General features: G+C 39.5%; 22 protein-coding genes. 18 read left to right on the forward strand and 4 right to left on the reverse strand.

Annotation, left to right across the window (positions count from 1 at the left end; genetic code table 11):
* Positions 1-7 precede the first annotated feature (7 nt).
* From LV716_RS15640 to LV716_RS15665, 6 genes are all read left to right on the forward strand, one after another.
* Positions 8-541 carry an NADPH-dependent FMN reductase gene (locus LV716_RS15640; RefSeq protein WP_163418713.1) on the forward strand — a complete coding sequence of 178 codons (534 nt, stop codon included), beginning with the start codon at positions 8-10 and terminating at the stop codon, positions 539-541.
* A gap of 7 nt (positions 542-548) precedes the next feature.
* Positions 549-1,841: an anthranilate synthase component I family protein gene (locus LV716_RS15645; protein WP_163418714.1), complete on the forward strand. Its 1,293-nt coding sequence runs from the start codon at positions 549-551 to the stop codon at positions 1,839-1,841.
* 226 nt (positions 1,842-2,067) lie between these two features.
* Entirely contained in the window at positions 2,068-3,375 is a 1,308-nt protein-coding gene (gene tilS, locus LV716_RS15650) for a tRNA lysidine(34) synthetase TilS (protein WP_163418715.1), read from the forward strand.
* Complete coding sequence (locus LV716_RS15655; protein WP_163418716.1) at positions 3,372-5,354, forward strand: thioredoxin family protein; 1,983 nt, start codon at positions 3,372-3,374, stop codon at positions 5,352-5,354. The genes tilS and LV716_RS15655 overlap by 4 nt, the downstream gene beginning before the upstream one ends.
* Positions 5,355-5,434: 80 nt before the next feature.
* Entirely contained in the window at positions 5,435-7,831 is a 2,397-nt protein-coding gene (locus LV716_RS15660) for a penicillin acylase family protein (protein ID WP_163418717.1), read from the forward strand.
* Between the two features lie 140 nt (positions 7,832-7,971).
* On the forward strand, positions 7,972-9,507 hold the full coding sequence (locus LV716_RS15665; RefSeq protein ID WP_163418718.1) for a YifB family Mg chelatase-like AAA ATPase: 1,536 nt from the start codon (positions 7,972-7,974) through the stop codon (positions 9,505-9,507).
* A 5-nt stretch (positions 9,508-9,512) separates the two neighbouring features.
* On the opposite strand, the gene LV716_RS15670 is transcribed toward LV716_RS15665, so the two are convergent.
* Positions 9,513-10,625: a histidinol-phosphate transaminase gene (locus LV716_RS15670; protein ID WP_163418719.1), complete on the reverse strand. Its 1,113-nt coding sequence runs from the start codon at positions 10,623-10,625 to the stop codon at positions 9,513-9,515.
* A gap of 231 nt (positions 10,626-10,856) precedes the next feature.
* On the opposite strand from LV716_RS15670, the gene LV716_RS15675 reads away from it, so the two are divergent.
* Positions 10,857-11,267 carry a hypothetical protein gene (locus LV716_RS15675; RefSeq protein ID WP_163418720.1) on the forward strand — a complete coding sequence of 137 codons (411 nt, stop codon included), beginning with the start codon at positions 10,857-10,859 and terminating at the stop codon, positions 11,265-11,267.
* Here LV716_RS15675 and LV716_RS15680 read toward each other — a convergent pair.
* Positions 11,264-11,707 (reverse strand): hypothetical protein, encoded by a 444-nt coding sequence (locus LV716_RS15680; protein ID WP_163418721.1) that lies wholly within the window; start codon positions 11,705-11,707, stop codon positions 11,264-11,266. The two genes, LV716_RS15675 and LV716_RS15680, sit on opposite strands and share 4 nt — an antisense overlap.
* Positions 11,708-11,885: 178 nt before the next feature.
* On the opposite strand from LV716_RS15680, the gene LV716_RS15685 reads away from it, so the two are divergent.
* Genes LV716_RS15685 through LV716_RS15700 form a run of 4 tightly spaced genes read left to right on the forward strand, consistent with a single transcriptional unit; the run spans position 11,886 to position 15,386 of the window.
* A complete protein-coding gene (locus LV716_RS15685; RefSeq protein ID WP_163418722.1) occupies positions 11,886-13,079 on the forward strand; it encodes an Nramp family divalent metal transporter in 1,194 nt (397 codons plus the stop codon).
* Positions 13,080-13,823 (forward strand): 5-oxoprolinase subunit PxpA, encoded by a 744-nt coding sequence (gene pxpA, locus LV716_RS15690; RefSeq protein WP_163418723.1) that lies wholly within the window; start codon positions 13,080-13,082, stop codon positions 13,821-13,823. It begins immediately after the preceding gene.
* The gene (gene pxpB, locus LV716_RS15695) at positions 13,820-14,554 is read left to right on the forward strand and encodes a 5-oxoprolinase subunit PxpB (RefSeq protein ID WP_163418724.1); all 735 of its coding nucleotides are present in this window, start codon (positions 13,820-13,822) and stop codon (positions 14,552-14,554) included. Before pxpA ends, pxpB begins: the two co-directional genes overlap by 4 nt.
* On the forward strand, positions 14,547-15,386 hold the full coding sequence (locus LV716_RS15700; RefSeq protein ID WP_163418725.1) for a biotin-dependent carboxyltransferase family protein: 840 nt from the start codon (positions 14,547-14,549) through the stop codon (positions 15,384-15,386). The genes pxpB and LV716_RS15700 overlap by 8 nt, the downstream gene beginning before the upstream one ends.
* Before the next feature lie 4 nt (positions 15,387-15,390).
* Here LV716_RS15700 and LV716_RS15705 read toward each other — a convergent pair whose 3' ends face one another.
* Positions 15,391-16,095: a nitroreductase family protein gene (locus LV716_RS15705; RefSeq protein WP_233759281.1), complete on the reverse strand. Its 705-nt coding sequence runs from the start codon at positions 16,093-16,095 to the stop codon at positions 15,391-15,393.
* A gap of 387 nt (positions 16,096-16,482) precedes the next feature.
* Between LV716_RS15705 and ilvD the strand changes: the two genes are divergently transcribed.
* The 7 genes from ilvD to LV716_RS15740 all read left to right on the forward strand — a co-directional run bounded on the left by ilvD (position 16,483) and on the right by LV716_RS15740 (position 25,595).
* Positions 16,483-18,159 carry a dihydroxy-acid dehydratase gene (ilvD, locus tag LV716_RS15710; RefSeq protein ID WP_163418727.1) on the forward strand — a complete coding sequence of 559 codons (1,677 nt, stop codon included), beginning with the start codon at positions 16,483-16,485 and terminating at the stop codon, positions 18,157-18,159.
* A 64-nt stretch (positions 18,160-18,223) separates the two neighbouring features.
* Positions 18,224-19,957 carry a biosynthetic-type acetolactate synthase large subunit gene (gene ilvB / locus LV716_RS15715; RefSeq protein ID WP_163418728.1) on the forward strand — a complete coding sequence of 578 codons (1,734 nt, stop codon included), beginning with the start codon at positions 18,224-18,226 and terminating at the stop codon, positions 19,955-19,957.
* A 1-nt stretch (position 19,958) separates the two neighbouring features.
* Positions 19,959-20,540, forward strand: coding sequence for an O-methyltransferase (locus tag LV716_RS15720; protein ID WP_163418729.1), 582 nt, complete (start codon positions 19,959-19,961; stop codon positions 20,538-20,540).
* A gap of 2 nt (positions 20,541-20,542) precedes the next feature.
* Positions 20,543-21,070, forward strand: a complete 528-nt coding sequence (gene ilvN / locus LV716_RS15725) for an acetolactate synthase small subunit (protein ID WP_163418730.1) — start codon at positions 20,543-20,545, stop codon at positions 21,068-21,070.
* Between the two features lie 22 nt (positions 21,071-21,092).
* Positions 21,093-22,568: a ketol-acid reductoisomerase gene (ilvC, locus tag LV716_RS15730; protein ID WP_163418731.1), complete on the forward strand. Its 1,476-nt coding sequence runs from the start codon at positions 21,093-21,095 to the stop codon at positions 22,566-22,568.
* Between the two features lie 24 nt (positions 22,569-22,592).
* On the forward strand, positions 22,593-23,858 hold the full coding sequence (gene ilvA / locus LV716_RS15735; RefSeq protein ID WP_163418732.1) for a threonine ammonia-lyase: 1,266 nt from the start codon (positions 22,593-22,595) through the stop codon (positions 23,856-23,858).
* Between the two features lie 147 nt (positions 23,859-24,005).
* Positions 24,006-25,595: an NADP-dependent glyceraldehyde-3-phosphate dehydrogenase gene (locus LV716_RS15740; protein ID WP_163418733.1), complete on the forward strand. Its 1,590-nt coding sequence runs from the start codon at positions 24,006-24,008 to the stop codon at positions 25,593-25,595.
* A 22-nt stretch (positions 25,596-25,617) separates the two neighbouring features.
* Here LV716_RS15740 and LV716_RS15745 read toward each other — a convergent pair whose 3' ends face one another.
* Complete coding sequence (locus tag LV716_RS15745) at positions 25,618-26,052, reverse strand: hypothetical protein (RefSeq protein WP_163418734.1); 435 nt, start codon at positions 26,050-26,052, stop codon at positions 25,618-25,620.
* Between the last annotated feature and the right edge of the window lie 74 nt (positions 26,053-26,126).

A 26,126-nucleotide genomic window follows, 5' to 3' on the forward strand; every position in this document is an offset into this window, starting at 1 on the left:
TTCCCATATGGCTTCAATTTTGGCATTCGCAGGTAGTAATTCTTCAACTTCCATCAATCATAAATTAGTAAAATACACTGCCTCTTTGATTGAAACGCATAAAATCCAGCTTTATGATATGACCAGATATCCATTTCCAATGTATAGCGAGGATGATGAGCGGCAGAAGGGTTTTTCGAACTCATTGGTAGAGTTAAAGAACGATATACAACGTGCTGATGCGCTCTTGATTTCGGTCAACGAACATAATGGAAATCCGTCCGCATACTTTAAAAACTTGTTAGATTGGTTGTCTAGGCTAGAACGTAAATTTCTGCAGGGTAAGACTATTTTTTTAATGTCTACTTCGGGTGGCAAAATTGGTGGTGCCAATTCGCTGGAAGTCGTTAAAAAGATGTTGCCCAGATTTGGTGCTGAAATCGTTTCTACATTCTCTCTTCCTTCCTTTAAAGAAAACTTTGCAGCAGATGGGATAGTAGATGATACGCTGCGTACCGAACATCAACAGGCACTGGACGCCTTTCTTCAGAACTTAAATTAAAAACCCATTGCGCAGGCAACGTTCCTTCACAATTTCTTCGCCGTTAAAAACTAAGGAAGCCTTGTTGGAATGGTCAACAAACTATACCGATGTATTGTGGTTGGATAGCAATGGACACAAAGATAGCTACGGCTCATTTGATTCAATTTTGGCAGTTTCCAAAACGTCAGATCAAGTGATAAGAACAGTCGATGAGGCACGTAAACACATTGGTGAAACCAAAGATTGGTTTTTTGGCTTCTTATCCTACGATTTAAAAAATGACATAGAAAACTTGTCATCAAATAATTTTGATGGCTTGGACTTTCCTGAGATCCACTTCTTTCAACCATCAAAAATTATACAGGTCAAAGATGGGGAAATCATTTTTTCATATCTAGAGGCCTGTGCGGAAGAAATTGAAGAAGATTGCGTCAAAATAAAAACAATAGCGGACATTGGAAGGTCGAAAATTGAGCTGAATCAATCCGTACATATTAAAATGCGTATTCATAAAGATGCGTATTTTGATAAATTGAACAGATTATTGGGACATATTCACCGTGGGGACATCTACGAGGCCAATTTCTGTCAGGAATTCTATTCCGAAAATACTGGGATCGACCCGTTGGGGACTTACAGAAAACTCAATGCTATTTCGAAGCCTCCTTTTGCAGCTTTTTTAAGGTACGATGACAAATACCTATTGTGTGCATCACCCGAGCGCTATTTAAAAAAAACAAACCAAACGGTCATTTCCCAACCTATAAAAGGAACAGCTCCAAGAGGAAAAAACCAGACAGAAGATGAACTGTTCAAAAATCAACTTGAGCACGATGAAAAAGAGCGTGCAGAGAATATTATGATTACCGATCTGGTTCGGAACGATCTATCCAAAAGTGCGTTAAAAGGTAGTGTAGAAGTGAAGGAGCTTTGTAAGGTGTATGCATTTGAACAAGTCCATCAGATGATTTCGACCGTTATTTCAAAAGTTCCAAAAGACAAAAAACCTTTCGAGCTCATTCAGGAGACTTTTCCTATGGGAAGTATGACCGGCGCACCTAAAGTTTCTGCTATGAAAATCATTGAGGCATTGGAAGAAACCAAGCGGGGGCTTTACAGTGGAGCGGTAGGCTATTTTGACCCAAATGGAAATTTTGATTTTAATGTAGTTATCCGGAGCATTCTTTATAACGAAAAAGCAAAATATGTTTCCTTTTCCGTAGGAAGCGCCATCACGGCCAAATCAAACCCTGAAAAAGAATATCAAGAATGTTTGCTCAAGGCAAAAGCCATGCGGAGCGTATTAGAGGGGAGTTGAGATTGTATGATTTTGGAAATTGTTAAAATTACGTGCTCATGTTCATGTTTTGAGATTTTTTAATTGTCTGATGTCTGATGTCTGATGTCTGATGTCAGAGGTATGAGGTGCGAAGTCAAATACAAGAACTTAGAGCTTAGAACTTGAAACCCCAAAACCCTGAAACTTTCACCCAAAACCTTTTACCAATCCATATAAATTCATGGTTTAGTGGTAATTTTGTACAATGCTGAAGCAGTTCACCGAACACATCAATACCAATTTTTCCTTTTTAAGGGAGAAACGTCTGTTGTTGGCCTGTAGCGGTGGGATTGATAGTGTTGTATTGGCACATTTGACGGTCGGCTATGGTTTAAAAGTTACGCTGGCCCATTGTAATTTTAATCTTAGGGGAAAAGAGAGTGACGGCGATGAGGCCTTTGTACGAAATCTTTCAAACCAACTTAAAATCCCTTTTTTGGTAAATTCCTTTGATACAGAACAATATGTGAAAGAATATAAAGTTTCGGTTCAAATGGCAGCTAGAGAGTTGCGCTATAAATGGTTTGACGAAATTTTGGGGACAGAAAGGTTTGATTATGTCCTAACAGCGCACCATGCCGATGATAATTTGGAAACCTTCATTATAAACCTTTCGCGGGGTACGGGAATCGATGGCCTTCTAGGCATTCCCGCCCAAAATGGAAGTGTGGTGAGACCGTTGTTGCATTTCTCCAGAAATGATATTTTAAATTATGCCAAAAAAGAAAATATCAAATGGAGAGAGGATAGTAGCAATGCGGAAAATAGGTATCTGCGAAATAAAATCAGATTGGAGGTCGTGCCAAAATTGAAAGAGCTCCATCCAACATTTTTAGAGAATTTTCGAAAAACACAAAACCATCTTTCCCAAACCGATGCATTACTGAAAAATCATATTGGAGAGATTAAAAATGAATTGTTCCATAAAACCGGTGACCATTACAAGATCAATATAAATGAGTTACTGAAATTGCAACCTATTGATGCCTATCTGTATCAGCTTTTGCATGAATTTGGATTTACCGAATGGGATAATGTAAAGACATTGCTCACTGGAAATAGCGGAAAAGAAGTCAGGTCAAAAACCCATAAATTGCTCAAGGACAGAACGCATTTGATATTAAGGGAACGGGAAGATCAAAAAAATGAAGTTTTTGACATTTCTGAAAATGCTACCAGTATCGATTTTCCTGTCCAATTAAAGTTTGAAGAGGTAAACGCCATGATAGGTGCATCTAGAAATGTGGTTTTTCTGGATAAGGAAAAGTTAAACTATCCGTTATTGTTAAGGAATTGGGAAAAAGGCGACTATTTTTATCCATTTGGAATGAAAGGGAAGAAAAAAATTTCCAAGTTCTTCAAGGATGAAAAAGTGGACATGTATTCCAAATCAAAACAATGGTTATTGTGTTCGGGCGATGCAATCATTTGGGTCCTTGGAAAACGAATGGACGAACGTTTTAAAGTAGATGCGTCAACCAACAGTATTTTAAAAATTACACTGCTAACATGAAGTATTTAGTATCATTTTTGTTTTTTTTCATTTTCACAATATCCATGACCCCTCAGTCAGGGAGTGATCCGGCTGTTTGGTCGCATGAGGTCAAAAAAATATCCGATACGGAATACGAGTTATTGTTTAAGGGTAAAATATTGGAAGGTTGGCATGTGTATTCCCAATATACCGCTGAAGGAGGTTCCCTACCGAGCGAATTCACTTTTGAAGGAGCCGGGAAGGATTACGAACTGATTGGAAAAACTACAGAGAGCGAGACGATAACCGAGTATAGCGATGTCTTTGAAGTGGACGAGACTTTTTTTAAAAAAAATGCTGTCTTTACGCAGCGCATAAAATTATTGAAGCCCGATTTGAACCAGATTTCGGTCAACCTGTTTTATCAAATATGTAAAGAGGTCTGTATTCCAAAAGATGAGTTGTTCCAAATCTCGTTGGATGGTACTGCTTTTCAAACTTCAAAACAGGAATTGGATGAGCGTAGTGCAGCGTTGGGGTCTTCCTTAAAGCTTGATTTAAAGAATAAGAATTTATTGGATAAGGATGGTCTGGAAACCATTAGAGGTAAATCAAACATGATATGGATGGTTTTTGGTCTAGGCTTTTTAGGGGGACTTATCGCATTGTTGACTCCTTGTGTTTTTCCAATGATCCCTCTAACTGTTTCCTTTTTTACAAAACGCACGAAACAAAAATCAAAAGGAATTGCCGATGCCCTATTGTACGGTTTCTTTATTGTACTCATCTATTTTTTGCTCAGCCTGCCGTTTCACCTATTCGATTCGGTCGATTCACAAATCTTGAATACCATAGCGACCAATATTTGGCTCAACGTACTCTTCTTTGCCATTTTTGTCTTTTTTGCCTTTTCGTTCTTTGGATATTATGAGCTGACCTTACCAAGCTCATGGGCCAATAAAATGGATGCAGCATCGTCCAAAGTAGGAGGAGGGATGGGCATATTTTTTATGGCGTTGACATTGGCCATTGTTTCTTTTTCGTGCACCGGACCTATTCTTGGCGGACTCTTGGGAAGCACCACATTGGCCGAAGGTAGCGTGGCCACAAATCTTTCTGCAGGTATGGTAGGTTTTGGTCTTGCATTGGCATTGCCGTTTGCGCTTTTTGCACTTTTTCCTGCGTGGTTGAATTCTTTGCCAAAATCAGGTGGATGGATGACAACGGTAAAAGTGGTCTTGGGCTTTTTGGAACTTGCCTTGGCCTTTAAATTTCTTTCAAATGCAGATTTGGTCGGAAATTGGGGGATTTTTAAAAGGGAGATTTTCTTGGGAATTTGGATAGTGTTGTTCGTTTTGATGACACTTTACCTCTTTGGAGTGTTCAGGTTTCCACACGATGGACCAAAACAAGGGCTCTCTTCAACAAGAAAGTTTGTGGGATTTTTGAGTCTTGCCTTTTCGGTATATCTCATATTGGGGGTATTAAATATGGCAAATTTAAAATTGCTAAGTGGTTTTCCGCCACCAGATTTCTATAGTATAAAAGAGACCGAAAGCGACTGTCCCTTGGGACTGGATTGCTATAAAGATTTTGAAGAGGGTTTGGCATATGCCCAAAAAGTGAACAAACCTATACTTTTGGATTTTACAGGTTGGGCCTGCGTAAACTGCAGAAAAATGGAAGAAAATGTTTGGAGCGATTCCAGCATCTATCCAATACTTAAGGAGGAGTATGTTTTGATTTCTTTATATGTTGATGATAGGAAAGAGCTTCCGGACGATGAAAAATTTGATTTTGAGTATGATTCAGGAAGAATAAAGGAAATTGAAACCATCGGACAAAAATGGGGAACTTTTCAAACCATAAACTTTAATGCTGCCTCCCAACCATATTATGTATTGCTCTCTCCCAATCTTGAAATTCTAAATGACGCGGTACAATACGTTGATACCGAAGAATATGAAAGGTGGCTTAAATCTGGTCTTGAAAAATATCAGTTCTCTATGAATAGATAAGTTGTATTTTCCTGTACTTTTAGTACAATTTTCTAAAATAGCTTACCTTAGATTCACTAAAAAATCAATCAAATTTTCAAGTGAAGAGACTAAAGAAAGTGCTGCTTATCATTGCCAGTATCCTATTAATTCTGGTTATAGGTGTTTTTGTTTTTATAAATACCCTAAAGCCAGATTATGACGGAGAAAAAAAACTATCCAACCTTACTGGCGATGTAAATGTTTATTTTGATACGTATGGAATTCCACATATTTATGCAGACAAGCAAGAAGATGCCTTTCGTGCCTTAGGATATGTGCATGCCCAGGACCGGCTTTGGCAGATGGAATTGTTGAGACGGGTTGCCAAAGGAAAACTCTCAGAGGTTTTTGGCAAAGATTTGTTGGAGACCGATAAATTTTTTCTTTCTCTAGGGATTGATGACCATACCAAGCGTACAGTTTCTCAACTTGATATGCAAAGTGAAATGGTTGTGCTCTCCAAAGCATATCTGGACGGAATAAATGAATTTATAGAAAAGGGACCGACCCCAGTAGAGTTTTATTTAACGGGATTGGATAAAGAACCTTTTGTACTTGAGGATATTTATGATGCGGTCGGTTACATGGCTTTTAGCTTTGCCATGGCACATAAAACCGACCCGCTATTGACCAATATCAAAAACCAACTTGGTGAATCGTACTTGAAGGATTTAGCGATTACGTCCGATACCTCTACCGTTTGGATAAAAAACTATAGCAATACAATTTCAGACTCACTGGAAACCAATATTGCGATGAGGGTGGACGATATCATGAAAAAATTGCCCATCCCTCAATTTGAGGGAAGCAATAGCTGGGTCTTGGCACCCGAAAAGACAAAATCGGGGAAGGTTATTTTTGCCAACGACCCACATATTGGTTTTGCACAACCTTCCGTTTGGTACGAAGCACATGTTAGCACACCCGATTACGAGAAATATGGGTATCATATTGCAGGTGTACCCTTTCCACTGTTGGGGCATGATAGAAATCTTGCCTATGGGCTTACCATGTTTCAGAACGATGACCTGAATTTTTACTATGAGCAAACAAACCCTTCTGACAGCGCAAAGTACAGGACAGAACTCGGTTGGAAAGACTATGAATATGTTACGAAGGAAATCAAGGTTAAAGATGCCAAATCCATATCCTTCACCTATAAGAAAACAAGGCATGGCCCTATTATGAACGGTATTGCCAAACAGATATCCGAGGAAAAGCCTATTGCAATGTCCTGGGTGTATACCAAAGAGAAAAACGAGGTAATGAATGCACTTTATGGTATGACCCATGCAAAAGATATTGATGGATTTAAAGCTGCACTTCCAAAAATTCATGCTCCCGGGCTTAATGTCATGTATGGGGACGCCAAAGGTAATGTGGCTTGGTGGGCTTCGGCAAAATTGTATACCATGCCCGATAGCATTTCCACGAAGTTTGTGTTGGACGGTGCATCAGGAAAACAAGAATCCCTTGGCTATTTAGATTTTTCAAAGAACCCAAGTGCCATAAACCCACCTTGGAACTACGTATATTCCGCAAACAATCAACCGGATTCTATTGCTGGAATGCTATATCCCGGATACTATTTGCCAGAAAACAGGGCCAAAAGAATTGTGGAGCTCCTAGATGGGAAAAATGATTGGGACAAAGAATCAGCTTCCAAAATGATTTTGGATGTGACGTCCACCGTAAACCCACGACTGGTCACAGAATTGATAAAATTAGTAGATGTTACAATCTTGACCGATGAACAATTGGTACAGATAGATGCGTTAAAAAATTGGAATGGTGAATACACGCTGGAAGATACCAATGCTTTGTTGTACCATCGTTGTGTTTATTATGTCTTAAAAAATACCATGGAAGATGAATTGGGCCCCGAGCTTTTTGAGCAGTTTTTAGCTACCCATTTGATGAAACGCCAGATTGCATGGGGTACAAAAATGAGTATAGGTGCATGGTGGGATAATGTAAATACTAAAGATAAAGTAGAGACGCGAGATGATATCGTATTAAAATCTTTCGCTGACGCTTGGGAATCAATACTAAAGGATTTCGGTCCTGACACCAATCAGTGGACTTGGGACAAAGTACATACACTGGAGCATGGACATCCCATTGGCCAAGTAGAGTCATTACGAAGTTTTTTCAATGTAGGTCCTTTTCCAGTACATGGGAGTCGAGAGGTCATCAACAATATGGCATTCCCATATGATAGTACGGGGTATTACAAGGTTAATTCAGGACCATCGACAAGGCGTATTATCGATTTTTCGGATGTAGAGAACAGCATCAGCATATTGCCGACTGGTCAATCTGGAAATCCTTTTAGTAAGCACTATAAAGATCAAGCGGAACTCTATATAAAAGGTAAATTCCGTAAGATGATGATGAACAAGGAAGAGATTCAAAATACAGCTGAATCAAAACTTATATTTAAACCGAAAAAGTGATTTTTTATGCTGAACGCTGAACGCTAGCCGTTTGGTTTGTTTATGGTAATACTATATTTTTGGATTACGGTCGACAAAACCGTGTATCACCTTCCATAATCGTTTTAACCCCAACATTTTGGACTTTAAAAGAATAGCACATGCTTATAAAAGTATATGGCAGCGCTGTGTTTGGGGTAGAGGCTACGACCATAGTTGTTGAAGTAAATATTAGTAAGGGAATAGGATATCACCTGGTAGGTCTCCCTGACAATGCCATAAAGGAAAGCAACTACCGTATTGCCGCAGCACTGGAAAACAATGGTTATAAAATTCCGGGCAAGAAAATCACCATCAATATGGCACCCGCGGATTTACGAAAAGAAGGTTCCGCCTATGACCTTACCTTGGCTTTGGGCATTCTGGCGGCCTCCAATCAAATAAAATCGAAAGACATAGACCGATATTTGATTATGGGAGAGCTTTCACTGGATGGTAGCCTACAGCCTATAACAGGAGCCTTGCCCATTGCTATCAAAGCTCAGGAAGAAGGTTTTAAGGGATTCATTCTCCCGAAGGAAAATGCTAAAGAAGCTGCCATCGTTGGAAATTTGGAAGTCTACGGAGTGGAAAACATCAAAGAGGTCATTGCTTATTTTGATGAGGGAAAAGCCTTGGCGCAGACGAAAGTAGATACCCGAAAAGAATTTCAAGAAAGCCTGAACTTCCCAGAGTTTGACTTTTCCGATGTAAAAGGACAGGAAAGTATAAAACGCTGTATGGAAATTGCGGCTGCTGGTGGTCATAACATCATACTCATAGGCCCACCCGGAGCAGGAAAGACCATGTTGGCGAAACGTTTACCTTCCATTTTACCGCCCATGACCTTACACGAGGCATTGGAAACCACAAAAATCCATAGTGTCGTCGGCAAGGTCAAGAATATGGGTTTGATGAGTCAACGTCCATTCAGAAACCCACACCATACCATTAGTAGTGCGGCACTTGTTGGTGGGGGAAGCTATCCGCAACCTGGTGAAATATCTTTATCGCACAACGGGGTGTTGTTTTTGGACGAACTCCCCGAGTTTGAACGCAGGGTACTCGAAGTTATGCGCCAACCCATGGAAGATAGGGAAGTTACTATTGCGAGGGCTAGGTTTACGGTAACGTATCCCAGCAGTTTTATGTTGGTTGCCAGTATGAATCCAAGTCCGGGCGGCTATTTTAATGACCCCGATGCGCCCGTGACGTCTTCACCACTGGAGATGCAACGGTATTTGGGAAAAATCTCAGGTCCATTGTTGGACAGAATCGACATCCATATTGAAGTAACCCCAGTGCCTTTTGAAAAACTTTCTGAGGATAGAAAGGCTGAGTCCAGTATGGATATCCGTAAGCGTGTAACGGTTGCGCGTGAAATCCAGACCAAACGTTTTAAAACATTAGAACATCTACACTATAATGCCCAAATGAATACGAAACAGATTAGGGAGTTCTGTATTTTGGATGAAGCCTCGAAGCAATTGTTGAAAAGCGCCATGGAACGTTTGAACCTTTCCGCTAGGGCGTATGACCGAATTTTAAAAGTCGCTAGAACCATAGCTGATTTGGAGGGCTTGGCTGCTATAGCTGGGAACCATATCTCTGAAGCGATTCAATACCGTAGTTTGGATAGGGAGGGTTGGTTGGGGTAAGTACTTTATCCCATCACTTTCTTCAAAGCCTGCACAAACGCTTCCATTTCCTGCATGGTTCCAGTACTGATTCGGGCCCATTCCAGCATAGGTGGGAAGGGCCTGCCAATATGCACGCCTTCTTTTTTCATGGCGTCATTGACTTTAGTAATATCTCGGCCTGTTTTAAAAAATACAAAATTGGTATGCGAGGGGATATACTCCAAGTCCATTTTGGTAAAGCTATCGTACAAGTAATCTTTTGCTTCCTTATTTTTTAGAATACTGAATTTGTAAAAGGCATCATCTTTAAGTGCTGTTTTTGCTGCCTGTATGGCTAATACATTGGTGTTGGCCATGATACTTTTTCGTAATCGGGAGGCAATGTCAGGTCGAGCCACCAAATAACCAATACGGAGTCCGGCCATACCATAGACTTTTGAAAAAGTCTTGGAAACGATAACATTTCGGTCTTTTTTGACCAGTTCCACCATAGAGGGATAGTCTGGTTCTGTTATGAAATCATAATAGGCTTCATCGCTAAAAATCATGGCTTTCGTGTCAAAAGAAGTACAGAAATCCTTTAAAGCCGACTTACCCAATAATGTTCCGGTAGGGTTATTGGGATTACAAATAAAAATAAGCCCGGTTCTATTGGTCACTCTTTTGCCCATGGCTTCCAAATCATGTCCCATTCCTTCATCTACCGGTACTCGGTGAACATGCGCTCCAAAATTTTCAGCATAGCGCATCAATGCTTGGAATGTAGGGTCCGCAGCAATGATTTCCTTACCGCCAATACTATATGCAAGTCCTGTAGCTTTTAACCCTTCGGTTGAACCGCCGGTCACTACGATATGGTCCTTGGTTACTCCTTCTTTTTCCGCAATCATTCCGACCAATTCTGAAAATACTATCGAAGGATATCGACATGCGATATCGAAAGATTCCGCTATAGTTGCCCTAACTTTCTCTGATGGCCCAAAAGGGTTTTCATTGGAATTAAGCTTAACAACGCCATCCAATTTAAAGGGCCTGGGTTCAAAGTGATGGGCTAGTGCAGCTGTTCCACCCAAAAAAGCAAAACCACTGGACAGTCCTACGGTTTTAAGCCAATGTCTTCTATCAATAGTTTTCATGGTTGATTATTTAGTTTCAAAAAGGTACAAAAAATACAGAGACATTGGGTTATCTCATTACTTCGCATTTAATGATATGTACTTTTTTAAGATATGGATTGTAAATATAATATTAGAAACGCATAAATACTGTAAGTGTATGAAAATCAAGTAATTTTATTGTATTTCAAACGCTTTGTAATTTTATTTATATTAATTTTGCAATCCTTTTTTAAGAAAAAGCTTACGGATATGCAATGTGTTGAATTGAACCCAGTTGGAAATTTTGATACATGGGAATTTGAAAAAATAGAGGAACTATTGCACCAAGAAATCAGTGAATCTTTGGGAGAAGTGTTGGTGTTTGAAAACGAAAGTGTCAAACTTTGGGATTTATCTCTTGATCCTGGCAAACGTGTTCCTTTCAGAAATCACAATACCAATTACAGTTGGGTATGTGCTACGGGCGGTTTGGCCCTTACACATTTTGGTAATGGTAAGATAAGCATGTTGCAACTGGAGCCTGGAGAAACTGAATATTGGGAGTTTAGGGGTAAAAACTATACCAATGACCTCCAGAACATAGGCGAAAGTCCCTTAACTTTTAATATTTTGGAATACAAAGAAGAAAGTGTTGGAAAATCTTTGTTGTTTATGGACTAGATGGCCTTGATATTTGCCTTTAGCCCGGTTATGATTCCCAAGATATTTTGAACAGTGTCTTCTAAATAATATTTGATTGCCAAATGCGGTATTCTCACTGTAGTAAAACCGTTCTTAAAAGAATGCATGGCCTCTTCTAAATCACTGATTGCCTGTTCATGGGTGATCATATTGTAATCCTTGTCAATTTCAATATTGAGTTTTACCCTGGATATCGCAATGTCAACAGATTTTTTCCCGTCCCACCATTCCAACATTGGATTGGCGCCAACAACTTTTAGTGCGTAAAAAAGTTGTATGGCTTCGACAGGTGTATCATTGTCCAGAATGATTCTTTTAATAAGTCGAGTATGTCTTTCGCAGAGTTCTACACCTAAAGATTCCATAGATTCTTTGTGCTGTAGATATCCAATGCTTTTACCACAGTCTTTGCATGTCATGAGTATTGGTCAAGTTTAAGTCAATTATACGATTTGGGACTATTATAACTTTACCATTCCCATATTCGTATAAAAGTTCGATGTATAGCATACCACTTTTAGATGAAATGCAATTTTTTGGATGAAATGCATCGTTTAACATAAAACCTGTTAACTTGAATCCCGAAAAAAGCATTGAATGTTTAAAAAAGTAGGACCGGGTGTTCTAATTGCTGCTGCCTTCGTTGGTCCGGGTACGATTACGGTATGCACTTTGGCAGGGGTACGTTTTGGATACACCCTTATTTGGGCCTTATTATTGTCGATTCTAGCTACGATAGTGCTTCAGGAAATGGCCGGAAGAATTGGGGTTGTTACCCAGAACGGACTTGTTGATGTAGTAAAGAGCGAACTAAAAACAAAATGGATAAAAAATGCCATAGTTGGGATTGTTTTAGGCGCTATCCTTATAGGCAATGCAGCATACGAAGCTGGAAATATTGGAGGGGCAACCCTTGGGCTTGAAGGTATATTTGGGCAACGGCTATCTTCTTTTTATCCACTGCTGATAGGAAGCTTGGCATTTCTTCTCTTATGGTTCAGTGGTTACAAAACGCTGGAGAAGGTATTTGTTGGCTTGGTGGGGGTAATGGGCGTTTGTTTTGTAATCAGTGCTTTGATGACCAAACCTGCTGTTTTACCTATGATAGAAGGAATGTTGCTTCCTTCGTTACCAGAAGGTAGTTTATTGACCGTAGTCGCCTTAGTGGGAACAACAGTAGTGCCATATAATCTTTTTCTACATGCTTCCCTTGCAAGGGAAAAATGGAAATCAAAAGATGCACTGAATACCGTGAAATGGGATACAATTATTTCTATTGCACTGGGAGGATTGGTTTCTATTGCCATAGTAATTACCGCTGCCGCTGCACCTATCAAAGATGTAACAAATGTAATGGATATGGCAAAAGGATTGGAACCACTGTTTGGGAAAACGGCGATCTATTTTATGGGAACAGGACTTTTAGCGGCTGGAATTACTTCTGCGATAACAGCACCTCTTGCAGCAGCTTTCGTTGCCAGTAGCTGTTTTGGCTGGGATGAAGGAATGAAAAACAAAAAATTCAAGTTGGTTTGGTCAGTGGTATTGTTATTAGGTGTTTTTTTCTTGTCATTCGATATTAAGCCGATACAGATTATACAATTCGCCCAGATAGCCAATGGTGTCCTGCTTCCGGTAATGGCGATGCTATTGTTATGGATTGTAAACAAGAAATCTGTAATGGGAACCTACAAAAACTCAATTGTTCAAAATGTTTTGGGGTTTGTAATTGTAGGTTTTTCAATTTTTCTGGGAGCTAAAAGTATTTTAAAAGTAATCGGGTTGTTTTAAATGGAAGGTTGGACTATAGATATAAACTGTGACGTTGGTGAAGGTATTGGAAATGAGAAGTCACTTATGCCTCTTATTAGCTCCTGCAATATTGCTTGTGGCGGACACGCAGGTGATATAAAAAGTATGATAAAAACCGTTAAGCTGGCAGATTCCCATAATGTTAAGGTAGGAGCGCATCCCTCATATCCTGATAAAACCAATTTCGGGAGGGAAGTGATGAAGATTTCGAATTCAGAATTGAAACAAAGTATAATTGACCAGCTCGCAATTTTTAATGAGATCCTTCAGAAAGAAGATGTAGAACTCCACCACATTAAAGCACACGGTGCCTTATATAATCAATTAGCGAAGGATTCCGTACTTGCCAAATTATATCTCGAAGCTGTATCCGAGCATAAGAATCAAGTCTACCTTTATGTACCTTTCAAATCGGTAATTGCAGAAATAGCGGAGGAAAATGGGTTCAGAGTAATGTACGAAGCATTTGGGGATAGAAATTATAACGATGACCTTAGTTTAGTTTCGAGAAAACATAAAACTGCACTTATACAGGAACCAGAAGGGGTTTTGAAACATATATTGCCAATCGTAAAACAAAAAAAAGTTGTTACGTTAAACGGAGAGGAAATAAGAATAATTGCAGATACCGTTTGCATTCATGGCGATACACCCACAGCATTGGAAATATTGATGTATCTTTCAAAGAAATTACCTTCTTACAAGGTGCAATTGCAAAAGTGAACAGTTACCCCATCAGTATCAAACCGTTTGGCCAACGCGCTGTCTTAGTGGAATGGCCCAATAAAGTGGATGAATCCATTTTACAGGATATTCTTGACTTTACCAGTTCATTCAGAAATCTTGGAATGCCGGATTGGGAAATTTCGGTTGCCTACAATTCGTTGACCATGGTGAACAACGAAGAACAGATAGATTTTAAAAGTATCAGAAAAATAATCGAAGAGTGTTATGCTGATAAGACCACACATAAGGCTCAACGAAAAAAGCATTTGTGGAAAATCCCAGTATGCTACGACGAAAATTTCGGAATTGACATCCAAGAAGTCTCTAAAAGGCTGAATTTGTCTATTGGAGACTTAATAGAACTGCATACCTCTTATGAATATGTGGTATTTGGAATAGGCTTTTTACCAGGCTTTATGTATTTGGGAGGTTTGCCCAAAATACTTGAAATACCTAGAAGAAACCAGCCAAGACTCGATGTGGTTAAAGGTTCGGTTGGCCTTGCAGCCAAACAAACGGGAATATATCCACAAGATTCACCGGGCGGTTGGAATATTATTGGCAGGTGTCCCATTCCTGTTTTTAACCCTAAAGCAGAGAACCCCTGTTTCGTAAATGTTGGTGACAAAATTATGTTCCATGAAATATCGAGAGCGGAATACGATTTACATAAGATTGAAGGGGAGGTAGGTATCTATGCACCAGAAAAAATCATTATAGATGCTTAAAGTCCTTAAATCAGGTTTTTTTACCAGTATACAGGATACAGGTAGGTTTGGATACAGGGAAATGGGTGTTCCTGTATCTGGAGCTATGGATGATGCAGCTGTGAGAAAGGCAAATATGCTTTTGGACAATAATCTAAAGGCAGCCGTTTTGGAAATTACAATGACTGGTCCAGATTTGGAGTTTGAGTTGCCAACATACATATGCTTGGCCGGTGCCGATATGTCGCCAACTTTGAATGGGAAGCCTTTAGAGCATTATAGTGTCATTAAAGTTTCGGGAGGTGATGTGCTCTCCTATGGAAAGCTAAAACATGGTTTTAGAAGTTATCTTGCTATAAAAAAGGGTTTTCAGACCAAAAGGGTGTTGGACAGTCGTTCCCAGTACTTTCCAGTAACTCCCAAAAGCTCGGTGCAGAATCGGGATGAAATCTCTTACTTAGAGACTTCTGATTTTAAACCGACAATCTCAGAAATAAAGACGGAGGTCAGTTCCAATCTAAATACCTTGGAAGTGTACAAAGGACCTGAATTCTCTATACTGTCAATAGATCAGTTGGCTATACTGTTCAAAAAAGGCTTTACGATTTCCAAGGAAAATAATAGGATGGCCTATCAGTTAAAAGAACTAATAGAAAAACATGATTATTCCATGTTAACCTCTGGAACTTTACCAGGCACCGTTCAGCTTACCCCTGCAGGTAGACTCATAATTTTAATGAAAGATGGCCAGACTACTGGTGGATATCCGAGAGTGTTGCAACTTTCCGAAGCTTCTATCTCTATACTTGCCCAAAAAAAATATGGGGATACGATTTCTTTTAAACTGCTATAGAGCCTTAGATTCTTTTGTAAACGTCTTTAAAAGGCACTCTAAATCTAGGCCCATAGACTCCTTTTTCATCCCGAACTCCACAACCTATCACCATATTGATTTCAGCACCGCTTGGCAACCCAAGAATACGCTTTACCATCAAAGTATCGCTACCTTCCATGGGGCAAGTATCATAACCAAGGGCGGCCATGCTTATCATAAAATTTTGTGCTGCCAGACCAACACTTTTATGTGCAACAATGCGCATGTCTGATTGCCGAACTTGACGATAGGTAGGCCTAAAAATCCCGATAATTTGAAATATCAAGTATTTTAACCATCCAAATATTCCCAAAAAGTCAAAATAAACAGAGGGTATCAATTTTTTATAATAATTCAGCGCAAATTTCTCTCTACCTGAATATTCTTCTTCTGGTTTGTCACCATAGATGGATTTTAAGAAATCCAGATTGGCTTTCGCTCTTTTACGCCATAAATCCTTTCTTGCCACTACAACGACCATTTGTTTAGCGGTTTTTGCCGCATTTTGACCTAAACAGGCTTTAGTCATCTGTTTTAGGTTATCCCTATCAGCTATATGATAAAACTCCCATAATTGCAGATTACTGCTAGTGGGCGCTAAAACTGCATTTTCAATGCATTGTTTTACAACATCGGAATCCAATTCAACATCACTCTTAAAAATACGTACGGAGCGACGATGGTGAATAGCTTCGGTAACTGTTTTTTTCCATGTCGTTAAAGATACCGAAACGAACTTTTACAAAATATTTTTGTATCATTGAAATGTGAAAACAAAAAATCTGATTAATAGCGTCGTCATTAACATTCCATATTTGGAGTGATACAGCTACGCCATTAATTTAAAAAAGCCTGTATCAAAAGCTGATACAGGCTTTTTTTATACATCCAATAAAATAAGTGGATATAGGATTTTAAATCAAAGTAAATATCTGAAAAACAATAAATTATGTGTTTTTTATTTTGGATGGATTTAGAACACCTTAAACTGTTAAAATTATTGGGTTTTTGAAACATCTATCTTTGATTATAGGAGTAAATTCAACAAAAATCCAGAATTGAAAGAAATACGTTAATGGAATTGAACAAGTACAGTAAGAATGTAACCCAAGACCCAACCCAACCTGCCGCACAGGCGATGCTGTATGCTATTGGATTGACAGAGGATGATTTAAAAAAGCCGCTTATAGGCATTGGTAGTACCGGGTATGAAGGCAATCCCTGTAATATGCACCTAAATGAACTTTCTACCTACGTAAAAGAAGGTACACAACAAGGAGATTTGGTAGGATTGATTTTTAACACGATTGGTGTTAGTGATGGAATATCCATGGGTACTTACGGCATGCGCTATTCATTACCTTCAAGGGATATTATAGCTGACTCTATGGAGACTGTGGTACAAGCAATGAACTATGATGGGTTGGTCACAGTTGTTGGTTGTGATAAAAACATGCCCGGAGCGCTAATGGCAATGATACGATTGGATAGACCATCCATTTTAGTTTATGGCGGTACGATAGCCTCTGGGTGCTTAAAGGACAAAAAGTTGGACATAGTCTCTGCTTTTGAAGCTTGGGGCGAAAAAGTTGCCGGTGCCATAGATGAAGCAGAATACAAAAATGTGATTCAAAATGCTTGTCCAGGTGCCGGAGCATGTGGAGGAATGTATACAGCAAATACAATGGCTTCTGCTATCGAAGCACTTGGAATGGCTTTGCCCTACAATTCATCGAACCCTGCTACTGGGGACAGAAAGAAACAGGATTGTATTGACTCAGGAAAAGCATTAAAGCATTTGTTGGAAAATGACATCAAACCAAGCGATATCATTTCAAAAAAATCTTTGGAAAATGCAGTGCGATTGATCACCATTTTAGGCGGCTCCACAAATGCAGTACTTCATTTCTTGGCAATCGCAAAAGCTGCTGAAATTGATTTCGGACTAGCAGATTTTCAGCGGATAAGCGATACCACTCCGTTCTTAGCGGACCTAAAGCCAAGTGGAAAATACCTAATGGAAGATTTACACCGGGTTGGTGGTGTTCCAGCTGTAATGAAGTTTATGCTAGAGCACGGTATGTTACATGGAGATTGTCTTACTGTAACAGGTAAAACGATTGCCGAAAATTTAGCAAATGTACCGGACTTGACCGAAGGGCAGCAAGTCATGAAAGATTTGGACAACCCTATCAAAGAAACGGGGCATCTTAGAATTCTTCATGGAAATCTAGCAATAGAAGGAGCAGTTGCCAAGATTACAGGAAAAGAAGGATTGCACTTTTCCGGTCCTGCCAAGGTCTTTGAGGGAGAATTTGAAGCTAATGATGGTATTCGGGATGGATTGGTCAAAAAAGGTGATGTCGTCGTAATACGATATGAAGGACCCAAAGGAGGTCCCGGAATGCCTGAAATGCTGAAACCTACGGCTGCCATTATGGGCGTAGGATTAGGCAAAGACGTCGCATTGATTACTGACGGCAGATTTTCTGGAGGCACCCATGGCTTTGTTGTGGGGCACATAGCTCCAGAAGCCCAAGATGGAGGCGCAATAGCCTTGGTAGAAGATGGGGATATCATTACGATAGATGCAGAAAAGAACAGTATTTCGGTCAATATTTCAGATGAGGTGCTGGCCGTTAGAAAAGAAAAATGGGTACAGCCTCCCTTAAAAGTCAAAAAAGGAAGTTTGTACAAGTACGCTAAAACAGTTTCATCAGCATCTAAAGGCTGTGTAACCGATATGATTTAAAGAAAGTTAATTAAAAATTCCCGATAAGCTCCCCTCAAAAACAGAGGGGTTGGGGAGAGGGCCTATGGAAACACTAAAAGCACAAGAAAAAGAGATAAAGAATCAGAAATCGATAAAGATTACTGGGGCGGAGGCTATAATCCATTGTTTATTGGCTGAAGGTGTAGACCTCATTTATGGCTATCCTGGTGGTGCTATTATGCCGGTCTATGATGAACTTTATAAGTTTCAAGATAAGCTTACACATGTTTTGACAAGACACGAGCAAGGAGCTACGCATGCGGCACAAGGATACGCAAGAGTAAGCGGTAAGGTCGGTGTTGCAATGGCTACATCTGGACCTGGAGCGACCAATTTGGTCACTGGACTGGCCGATGCGCAAATAGACTCCACTCCAATAGTTTGTATCACTGGACAGGTGCCAAGACATTTATTGGGCTCAGACGCTTTTCAGGAAACCGATATTGTCGGAATTTCGACCCCAGTGACCAAATGGAACTATCAGATTACCAAAGCAAGTGAGATTCCAGAAATTATGGCAAAGGCCTTTTACCTTGCAAAATCAGGTAGACCGGGTCCTGTGTTGGTCGATATTACCAAGAATGCCCAGTTTGATGAATTGGACTTCGTTTACGAAAAATGCACCGGTGTACGCAGCTATAAACCATTTCCAAAACCAGATGTAAAATCGATTGAAGCTGCTGCAGCGATCATCAATAAGGCTAAAAAACCATATATCGTTTGGGGCCAAGGTGTTATTTTAGGTGAAGCCGAAGAAGAATTGAAAAGATTGATTGAAAAGGCTGGAATTCCAGCTGCGTGGACCATTATGGGCGAATCTGCAATACCTACGGACCATCCTTTAAATGTAGGTATGGTGGGCATGCACGGAAATTATGGACCCAACGTATTGACAAATGAATGCGATGTCCTTATTGCGATAGGGATGCGTTTTGATGATAGGGTCACAGGCAGTTTGGATACATACGCAAAACAAGCAAAAGTCATTCATTTTGAAATTGACCCTGCAGAAATCAATAAGAATGTAAAAGCGGATGTTCCCGTTTTAGGAAACGCTAAGCAGACCTTGGAATTATTACTGCCTTTGATTCATGAAAACGAGCATACGGAATGGAAAGGTGAGTTCGATAAGAAATATCAGATTGAATACGATACTGTCATTAAAAACGATCTAAAACCTTCAAAAGATGGGTTGACCATGGGAGAGGTAATTGAACAAATCAATATTGCCTCAGAAAATAAAGCGGTTATTGTTACCGATGTAGGACAACATCAAATGATTGCATGCAGGTATGCAAAATTTGAGCAGTCCAAGAGTAATATTACATCTGGCGGGTTGGGAACTATGGGATTTGCCTTGCCAGCGGCGATAGGAGCCAAGATGGGGGCCATGGACCGTGAAGTCGTTGCCATTATTGGGGATGGAGGTTATCAAATGACCATTCAAGAGCTTGGCGTGATTTTCCAGCATAATGTACCTGTAAAAATAGTCGTGCTGAATAATGATCATTTAGGCATGGTGCGCCAATGGCAAGAACTCTTCTTTGAAAGTAGATACGCTTCCACAGTGATGGTCAATCCAGACTTTGTGAAAATAGCGGAAGGCTATCATATAAAATCCAAAAGGGTATCGGCCCGTCCAGAATTGAAGAATGCGATAACAGAGATGATAGCATCTAAGGACCCTTATTTTTTAGAAGTAAAAGTGGAGAAAGAGGATAATGTATTCCCGATGATTCCTTCTGGTGCTTCCGTTTCAGATATCAGACTAAAATAAAATGGACCAAACAGCTATTTTAGATACACCTCAATTATATTCAAGGTTAATTGCCAAGTCTGAAGAGATAGGATTTACCATGCCTTCGGATATCTATATCGGGACATTGCTCAAAACATTGGCAGCTTCCAAACCAAACGGTATTTTTTTGGAACTGGGAACAGGTATAGGACTATCTCTAGCATGGATATTAGAGGGAATGTGCAAGAATTCCAAACTTATCAGTATTGATAATGATGATGAACTTATTCAAATAGCGAATAGTTTTTTTGGTAGACAAGAACAGCTTCAGCTGGTATGTGCTGATGCAGCTGTTTGGTTGTCTGAATATAAAAAAGAAAAGTTTGATTTAATCTTTGCCGATGCATGGCCCGGAAAATATAGTTTATTGAACGAAGCATTGGAATTAATTAAAATCGGAGGATTTTATGTAATTGATGATATGCAGAAACAAGCCAATTGGCCAGAAGGTCATGAGGATAACGCATATTCACTAATTGAAGCGTTGGAAGCAAGGGAAGATTTTTCAATTACAAAAATGGACTGGTCAACAGGTGTAATCGTTGCCGTGAAAATAAAATAAGAATGGAAAAACAATGGTATACTATTTCTGTGTATTCAGAAAACAGTGTAGGATTGCTAAATAGGATATCGGGAATATTCTTAAAGCGACACATTAATATAGAGGGTTTAAATGTTTCTAAATCAGAAATTGAAGCTGTATCAAAATTTACAATAGTAGTTTTTACGACAGAGGATTGGACCCGTAAGATCGTGGGGCAGATAGAAAAACAGGTCGAGGTAATCAAAGCCTATTATCACACTGATGAAGAAACAATTTATCAAGAGTCGGCATTGTTTAAGATTGCTTCGGATTTATTGTTCGATGAACGACAGATTCAAAATATTATCAAAGAGAGCAATTCTCAAATTGTGACGGTAGCTAGAGACTTTTTTGTACTTGCAAAAACAGGGCGTAGGCACGAAATTGATGAAATGCACGATGCATTGGAGCCTTATGGGATAATGCAATTTGTGCGTTCTGGAAGAATTGCGGTCACCAAAGCCGCTATGCCCATAACCGATATATTACTAGAATTTCAAAATCAATAAATAGATCAAATACAAAACTAAAATGGCAAATTACTTTAACACCCTTTCATTACGTGATCAATTAACACAATTGGGAAAATGCAGGTTTATGGATTCGGCTGAATTCTCAGATGGTGTAACGGCTTTAAAAGGAAAGAAAATCGTAATTGTAGGATGTGGAGCCCAAGGCCTTAACCAAGGTTTGAACATGAGAGATTCAGGTCTGGATATTTCATATGCATTGCGGGAAGCAGCAATAAACGAAGGAAGGCAATCTTACAAAAATGCTAAAGAGAACAATTTTACCGCAGGAACTTATGAAGAATTGATTCCAAGTGCGGATTTGGTTATCAACCTAACTCCAGACAAGCAGCATACAAATGTTGTGAGCGCTGTAATGCCGCTTATGAAAAAAGGAGCTACATTATCCTATTCCCATGGGTTCAATATTGTCGAAGAAGGAATGCAGGTAAGAGAAGACCTGACCGTAATCATGGTCGCTCCAAAAAGTCCAGGTTCAGAGGTGCGTGAAGAGTATAAAAGAGGATTTGGCGTGCCAACGTTGATAGCCGTGCACCCAGAGAACGACCCTGAAGGTAAAGGTCTTGCACAAGCTAAGGCTTATGCTGCCGGTACCGGTGGTCATAAAGCAGGTGTATTGGAGTCTTCCTTTGTCGCTGAAGTGAAATCTGATTTAATGGGAGAGCAGACCATTCTTTGCGGCTTGTTGCAAACAGGTTCCATACTTTCTTTTGATAAAATGTTGGAAAAAGGAGTTGATGCAGGATATGCCTCTAAATTGATTCAATATGGATGGGAAACCATCACAGAAGGCCTAAAACAAGGTGGAATTACCAATATGATGGACAGATTGTCTAATCCTGCCAAAATAAAGGCATTTGATTTGGCCGAAGAATTAAAGGAAATTATGAGACCCCTTTTCCAAAAACATATGGACGATATCATGAGTGGCCATTTTTCCAAAACCATGATGGAAGATTGGGCAAACGATGATAAAAATTTATTGACATGGAGGGCAGAGACAGGAGAAACTGCTTTTGAAAAGACACCCGCAGGCGACGACACCATTTCGGAGCAAGAATACTACGATAATGGCGTATTGATGGTTGCCTTTGTGAAATCTGGGGTTGAATTGGCTTTTGAAACAATGACGGAATCAGGAATAATTGATGAATCTGCCTATTATGAGTCTTTGCACGAGACCCCGTTAATAGCTAATACCATTGCCAGAAAGAAGCTTTTTGAGATGAACCGAGTGATATCCGATACTGCTGAATACGGCTGCTATCTGTTCGACCATGCCTGTAAACCGCTTCTAGAAGGTTTTATGGAAACTATGGATACCGATGTTATCGGCAAGCATTATGGTGAAGGAAAAGATGCTGGCGTTGATAATCAAAGACTTATTGCTGTAAATAAGGCTTTAAGGGAACACCCTGTAGAAATTGTTGGTGCTAGATTAAGAGAATCCATGACCGCCATGAAACCAATTGCATAGGGTTGCCTGAAGTTGAAGGATTAAATGAAGAAAACAGCGACCACATATTTTCCAAAAGTAGAGGATGTACGGAAAGCTGCTGAGACCATAAAGCAAGTGGCAGAAGTGACACCGCTAGTGGAAAGCATTCGGTATTCTACAGAATTTGATGCTTCGATTCTTTTAAAAAGGGAAGATTTGCATAGGGTACGCAGTTATAAAATTCGTGGTGCTTTCAATAAAATAAATTCACTTTCCAAAGAACAGTTAGAAAGGGGAGTGGTCTGTGCCAGTGCCGGAAACCATGCTCAAGGTGTGGCTTTTGCCTGTAATCACCTAGGAGTGAAAGGTACAATTTATATGCCGGCGGTTACACCCAAGCAAAAAATCGAACAGACTAAAATGTTCGGTAAAGAATGGATTGAAGTGATTTTGGAAGGTGATACGTTTGATGATGCGTTCAAAATGGCGATGGATAAATGCCGTATGGAGGGAAAAACGTTTGTGCACCCTTTTGATGACCCTAAAACCATTGAAGGGCAAGCTACTGTTGGATTGGAATTGATTAATCAATCTGAAAGCCAAATCGATTATGTTTTTGTGGCAGTTGGCGGTGGTGGATTGGCTTCGGGCCTTTGCGGAATTTTTAAGGCGTTATCACCACAGACAAAAATTGTTGGTGTGGAACCAGGTGGTGCTCCTTCCATGAAAAAGTCTATTGAAAAAGGAGCTATTGTAACATTGGATACCATTGATAAGTTTGTGGATGGTGCCGCGGTTCAAAAAGTTGGCCAGTATACCTTCGAAATTTGTAAAGATCATTTGTATAAAATGGTGACCGTACCAGAAGGTAAAGTTTGCCAAACCATTTTGGATTTATACAACAGGGATGCCATTGTAGTAGAGCCTGCAGCTGCATTGACGGTTGCGGCGCTAGATGACTTCCGTGAGGAGATAAAAGGTAAAAATATAGTTTGTGTCATTGGCGGAAGCAACAACGACATCACCCGTACAGCGGAAATTAAGGAAAGGGCGTTGTTGTATGGAAATCTCAAACATTATTTCATTATCCGATTTCCACAACGACCGGGAGCACTTAAAGAATTTGTTGCCGATATTTTAGGACCTAATGATGATATAACCCATTTTGAGTACTCCAAAAAGTCGAGTAGGGAAAATGCGCCGGCAGTTGTTGGAATTGAACTAAAGTCTTCGGCAGATTTGAAGCCATTGATTGAGCGAATGAAAGCAAATAATTTTTTTGGCGACTATTTGAACAATAAGCCAGACCTTTTTCAATATTTGGTTTAAGATTAATAACATTTTTTGGTTAATTTCTGATAAAGTCCAGATAATAACATTTTCGTTTGCGGACTGTTCTAAATATGAAGTTTTAAATGTTAGCTTTATATGGAATAGAATTCCGCATACCAGAACACTAACTTAAAGCATAGAGTTATGCAAGCTAAAGTAGCGATACCAGAAGAATTTCAAATAAAAGAACAAACCCATCAAAGACAGTATTTAGTCAACGGAGAGCTAAAGGAGTGGAGTGGAAGCACCACTGAAGTAATCTCCACAATTTCCTCCACAGAAGAATACAAACACACTGTTTTGGGCAGTATTCCGGATATGGGTGAAGCAGAAGCCACTGAAGCCTTAGATGCAGCACTAAGTGCGTATGGAAAAGGTCAAGGTGTTTGGCCTACGATGAAGGTAAAAGACCGTATTGAGTGTATGGAAACCTTCGTTAAAAAGATGGAACAAAAACGAGAAGAGGTAGTGAAGCTCCTCATGTGGGAGATCGGTAAATCAAAACCTGATTCCTACAAGGAATTTGACCGTACCGTTGAGTATATTTATGACACAATAGAGGATTACAAGAAACTGGATCGCGATTCGGCCAAGTTCCAAAAACATGATGGTGTTTATGCACACATACGAAGAGGACCTTTAGGTGTTGTATTGTGTTTGGGACCATACAATTACCCATTAAACGAGACTTTTGCATTGTTGATTCCCGCAATCATCATGGGCAACACCACTATTTTTAAGCCTGCCAAATTTGGAGTTTTATTGATTACACCGCTTTTGGAAGCGTTTCAAAGTAGTTTTCCCAAAGGTGTGGTCAACATTCTTTTTGGTAGAGGTAGGGCCGTAGCAGCACCTATTATGAAAACTGGCAAAATAGATGTTTTGGCACTCATAGGTAATAGTAAATCTGCCAATGCGTTACAGGACCAACACCCAAAGAGCAATAGATTGCGGTTGGTATTGGGGCTGGAAGCTAAAAATCCGGCCATTATTCTTCCAGATGCCGATTTGGACCTTACCATTGATGAATGTATTGCCGGAACACTTTCTTTTAACGGTCAGCGATGTACGGCATTGAAGGTGATTTATGTCCATGAAGATATAAAAGAGGAATTTTTAAAACGATTTTCATCAAAAGTAGATTCCTTAAAATTTGGTAACCCTTGGGACGATGGTGCAAAGTTGACGCCATTGCCTGAGCCTGATAAGCCTGCATATATTCAAGAATTGTTGGATGATGCCAAGACGAAGGGTGCAAAAATCAAAAATAAGAAAGGTGGAAAACAGTCTGAGAATTACATTTGGCCTGCCGTTTTGTATCCCGTCTCAAAGGATATGCGAGTCTATGAAGAAGAGCAGTTTGGTCCAATCATACCCGTAGTCTCGTTCAAAGACATTGAGGAGCCTTTGGATGATATGGCGGAATCCAATTACGGACAGCAAGTAAGTTTGTTTGGTAAAGATGTGTATACGCTTTCACCCTTGATCGATACATTGGCCAATTTGGTCTGTCGTGTAAATTTGAACAGTTCCTGTCAAAGAGGCCCAGATGTATACCCTTTTACGGGCAGGAAGGATTCAGCACAATCGACCCTTAGTGTTCATGATGCGTTGCGTTCGTTCTCCATACGTACGTTCGTTGCGTTCAAGGATAATGAGCTCAACAATCAAACCATTGAACAGCTCTTGGAAGCCAAGGTGAGTAACTTCTTGAGCACGGATTATATTTTATAGAATCAAATTGTGGCTGATCGATTTAATTTGATATGACTTTTATTTTCATTTCGATAGCGTTCAGAATGTCATTTAGTTTAATCAGAGAGTCTTTTTCAATAAAATCAGTGTAAATTGTAAGTATTTTATCGGAAGTTTTTAAAATACATATGGTATTTCCAATTCTTTTGATTTCTACTATTTCGTTCAGAAGTATACTTTTTGCAAAGAGCGAGTTCTTTTTTATGGTTCTGTTTTTAATTGTTAAGTACTGCATTCTCCGTTGATAGAAGTAAAACATTAAATAGATTACGGATAATGCAATAAACATAAAAAAGCAATATCCCATTTTGTTACTGATCTTATAAATAAAAATACCTAGAACAATCCATGAAATTGCGAAGTATATATTGACCAGCATTCGCTTTTTACTGAATTTTATTTTTACCATATGAAACTCTATGTTTATTGATTTCAATCCATTATCTTTTGGATAAAACTATATTTTTAGGCTTATGGTTGTATTGGCCAATTGATGTAGAGGCCATTTGA

Source organism: Flagellimonas sp. HMM57 (assembly GCF_021390175.1).
Taxonomy (GTDB): domain Bacteria; phylum Bacteroidota; class Bacteroidia; order Flavobacteriales; family Flavobacteriaceae; genus Flagellimonas.

Coding starts and splice junctions, on each gene's coding strand:
- LV716_RS15640 (WP_163418713.1), top strand. CDS start 8: ATGGCTTCAATTTTGGCATTCGCAGGTAGTAATTCTTCAACTTCCATC.
- tilS (WP_163418715.1), top strand. CDS start 2,068: ATGCTGAAGCAGTTCACCGAACACATCAATACCAATTTTTCCTTTTTA.
- LV716_RS15655 (WP_163418716.1), top strand. CDS start 3,372: ATGAAGTATTTAGTATCATTTTTGTTTTTTTTCATTTTCACAATATCC.
- LV716_RS15665 (WP_163418718.1), top strand. CDS start 7,972: ATGCTTATAAAAGTATATGGCAGCGCTGTGTTTGGGGTAGAGGCTACG.
- LV716_RS15670 (WP_163418719.1), bottom strand. CDS start 10,625: ATGAAAACTATTGATAGAAGACATTGGCTTAAAACCGTAGGACTGTCC.
- LV716_RS15675 (WP_163418720.1), top strand. CDS start 10,857: ATGCAATGTGTTGAATTGAACCCAGTTGGAAATTTTGATACATGGGAA.
- LV716_RS15680 (WP_163418721.1), bottom strand. CDS start 11,707: ATGACATGCAAAGACTGTGGTAAAAGCATTGGATATCTACAGCACAAA.
- LV716_RS15685 (WP_163418722.1), top strand. CDS start 11,886: ATGTTTAAAAAAGTAGGACCGGGTGTTCTAATTGCTGCTGCCTTCGTT.
- pxpA (WP_163418723.1), top strand. CDS start 13,080: ATGGAAGGTTGGACTATAGATATAAACTGTGACGTTGGTGAAGGTATT.
- LV716_RS15700 (WP_163418725.1), top strand. CDS start 14,547: ATGCTTAAAGTCCTTAAATCAGGTTTTTTTACCAGTATACAGGATACA.
- ilvD (WP_163418727.1), top strand. CDS start 16,483: ATGGAATTGAACAAGTACAGTAAGAATGTAACCCAAGACCCAACCCAA.
- ilvB (WP_163418728.1), top strand. CDS start 18,224: ATGGAAACACTAAAAGCACAAGAAAAAGAGATAAAGAATCAGAAATCG.
- LV716_RS15720 (WP_163418729.1), top strand. CDS start 19,959: ATGGACCAAACAGCTATTTTAGATACACCTCAATTATATTCAAGGTTA.
- ilvN (WP_163418730.1), top strand. CDS start 20,543: ATGGAAAAACAATGGTATACTATTTCTGTGTATTCAGAAAACAGTGTA.
- ilvC (WP_163418731.1), top strand. CDS start 21,093: ATGGCAAATTACTTTAACACCCTTTCATTACGTGATCAATTAACACAA.
- ilvA (WP_163418732.1), top strand. CDS start 22,593: ATGAAGAAAACAGCGACCACATATTTTCCAAAAGTAGAGGATGTACGG.
- LV716_RS15740 (WP_163418733.1), top strand. CDS start 24,006: ATGCAAGCTAAAGTAGCGATACCAGAAGAATTTCAAATAAAAGAACAA.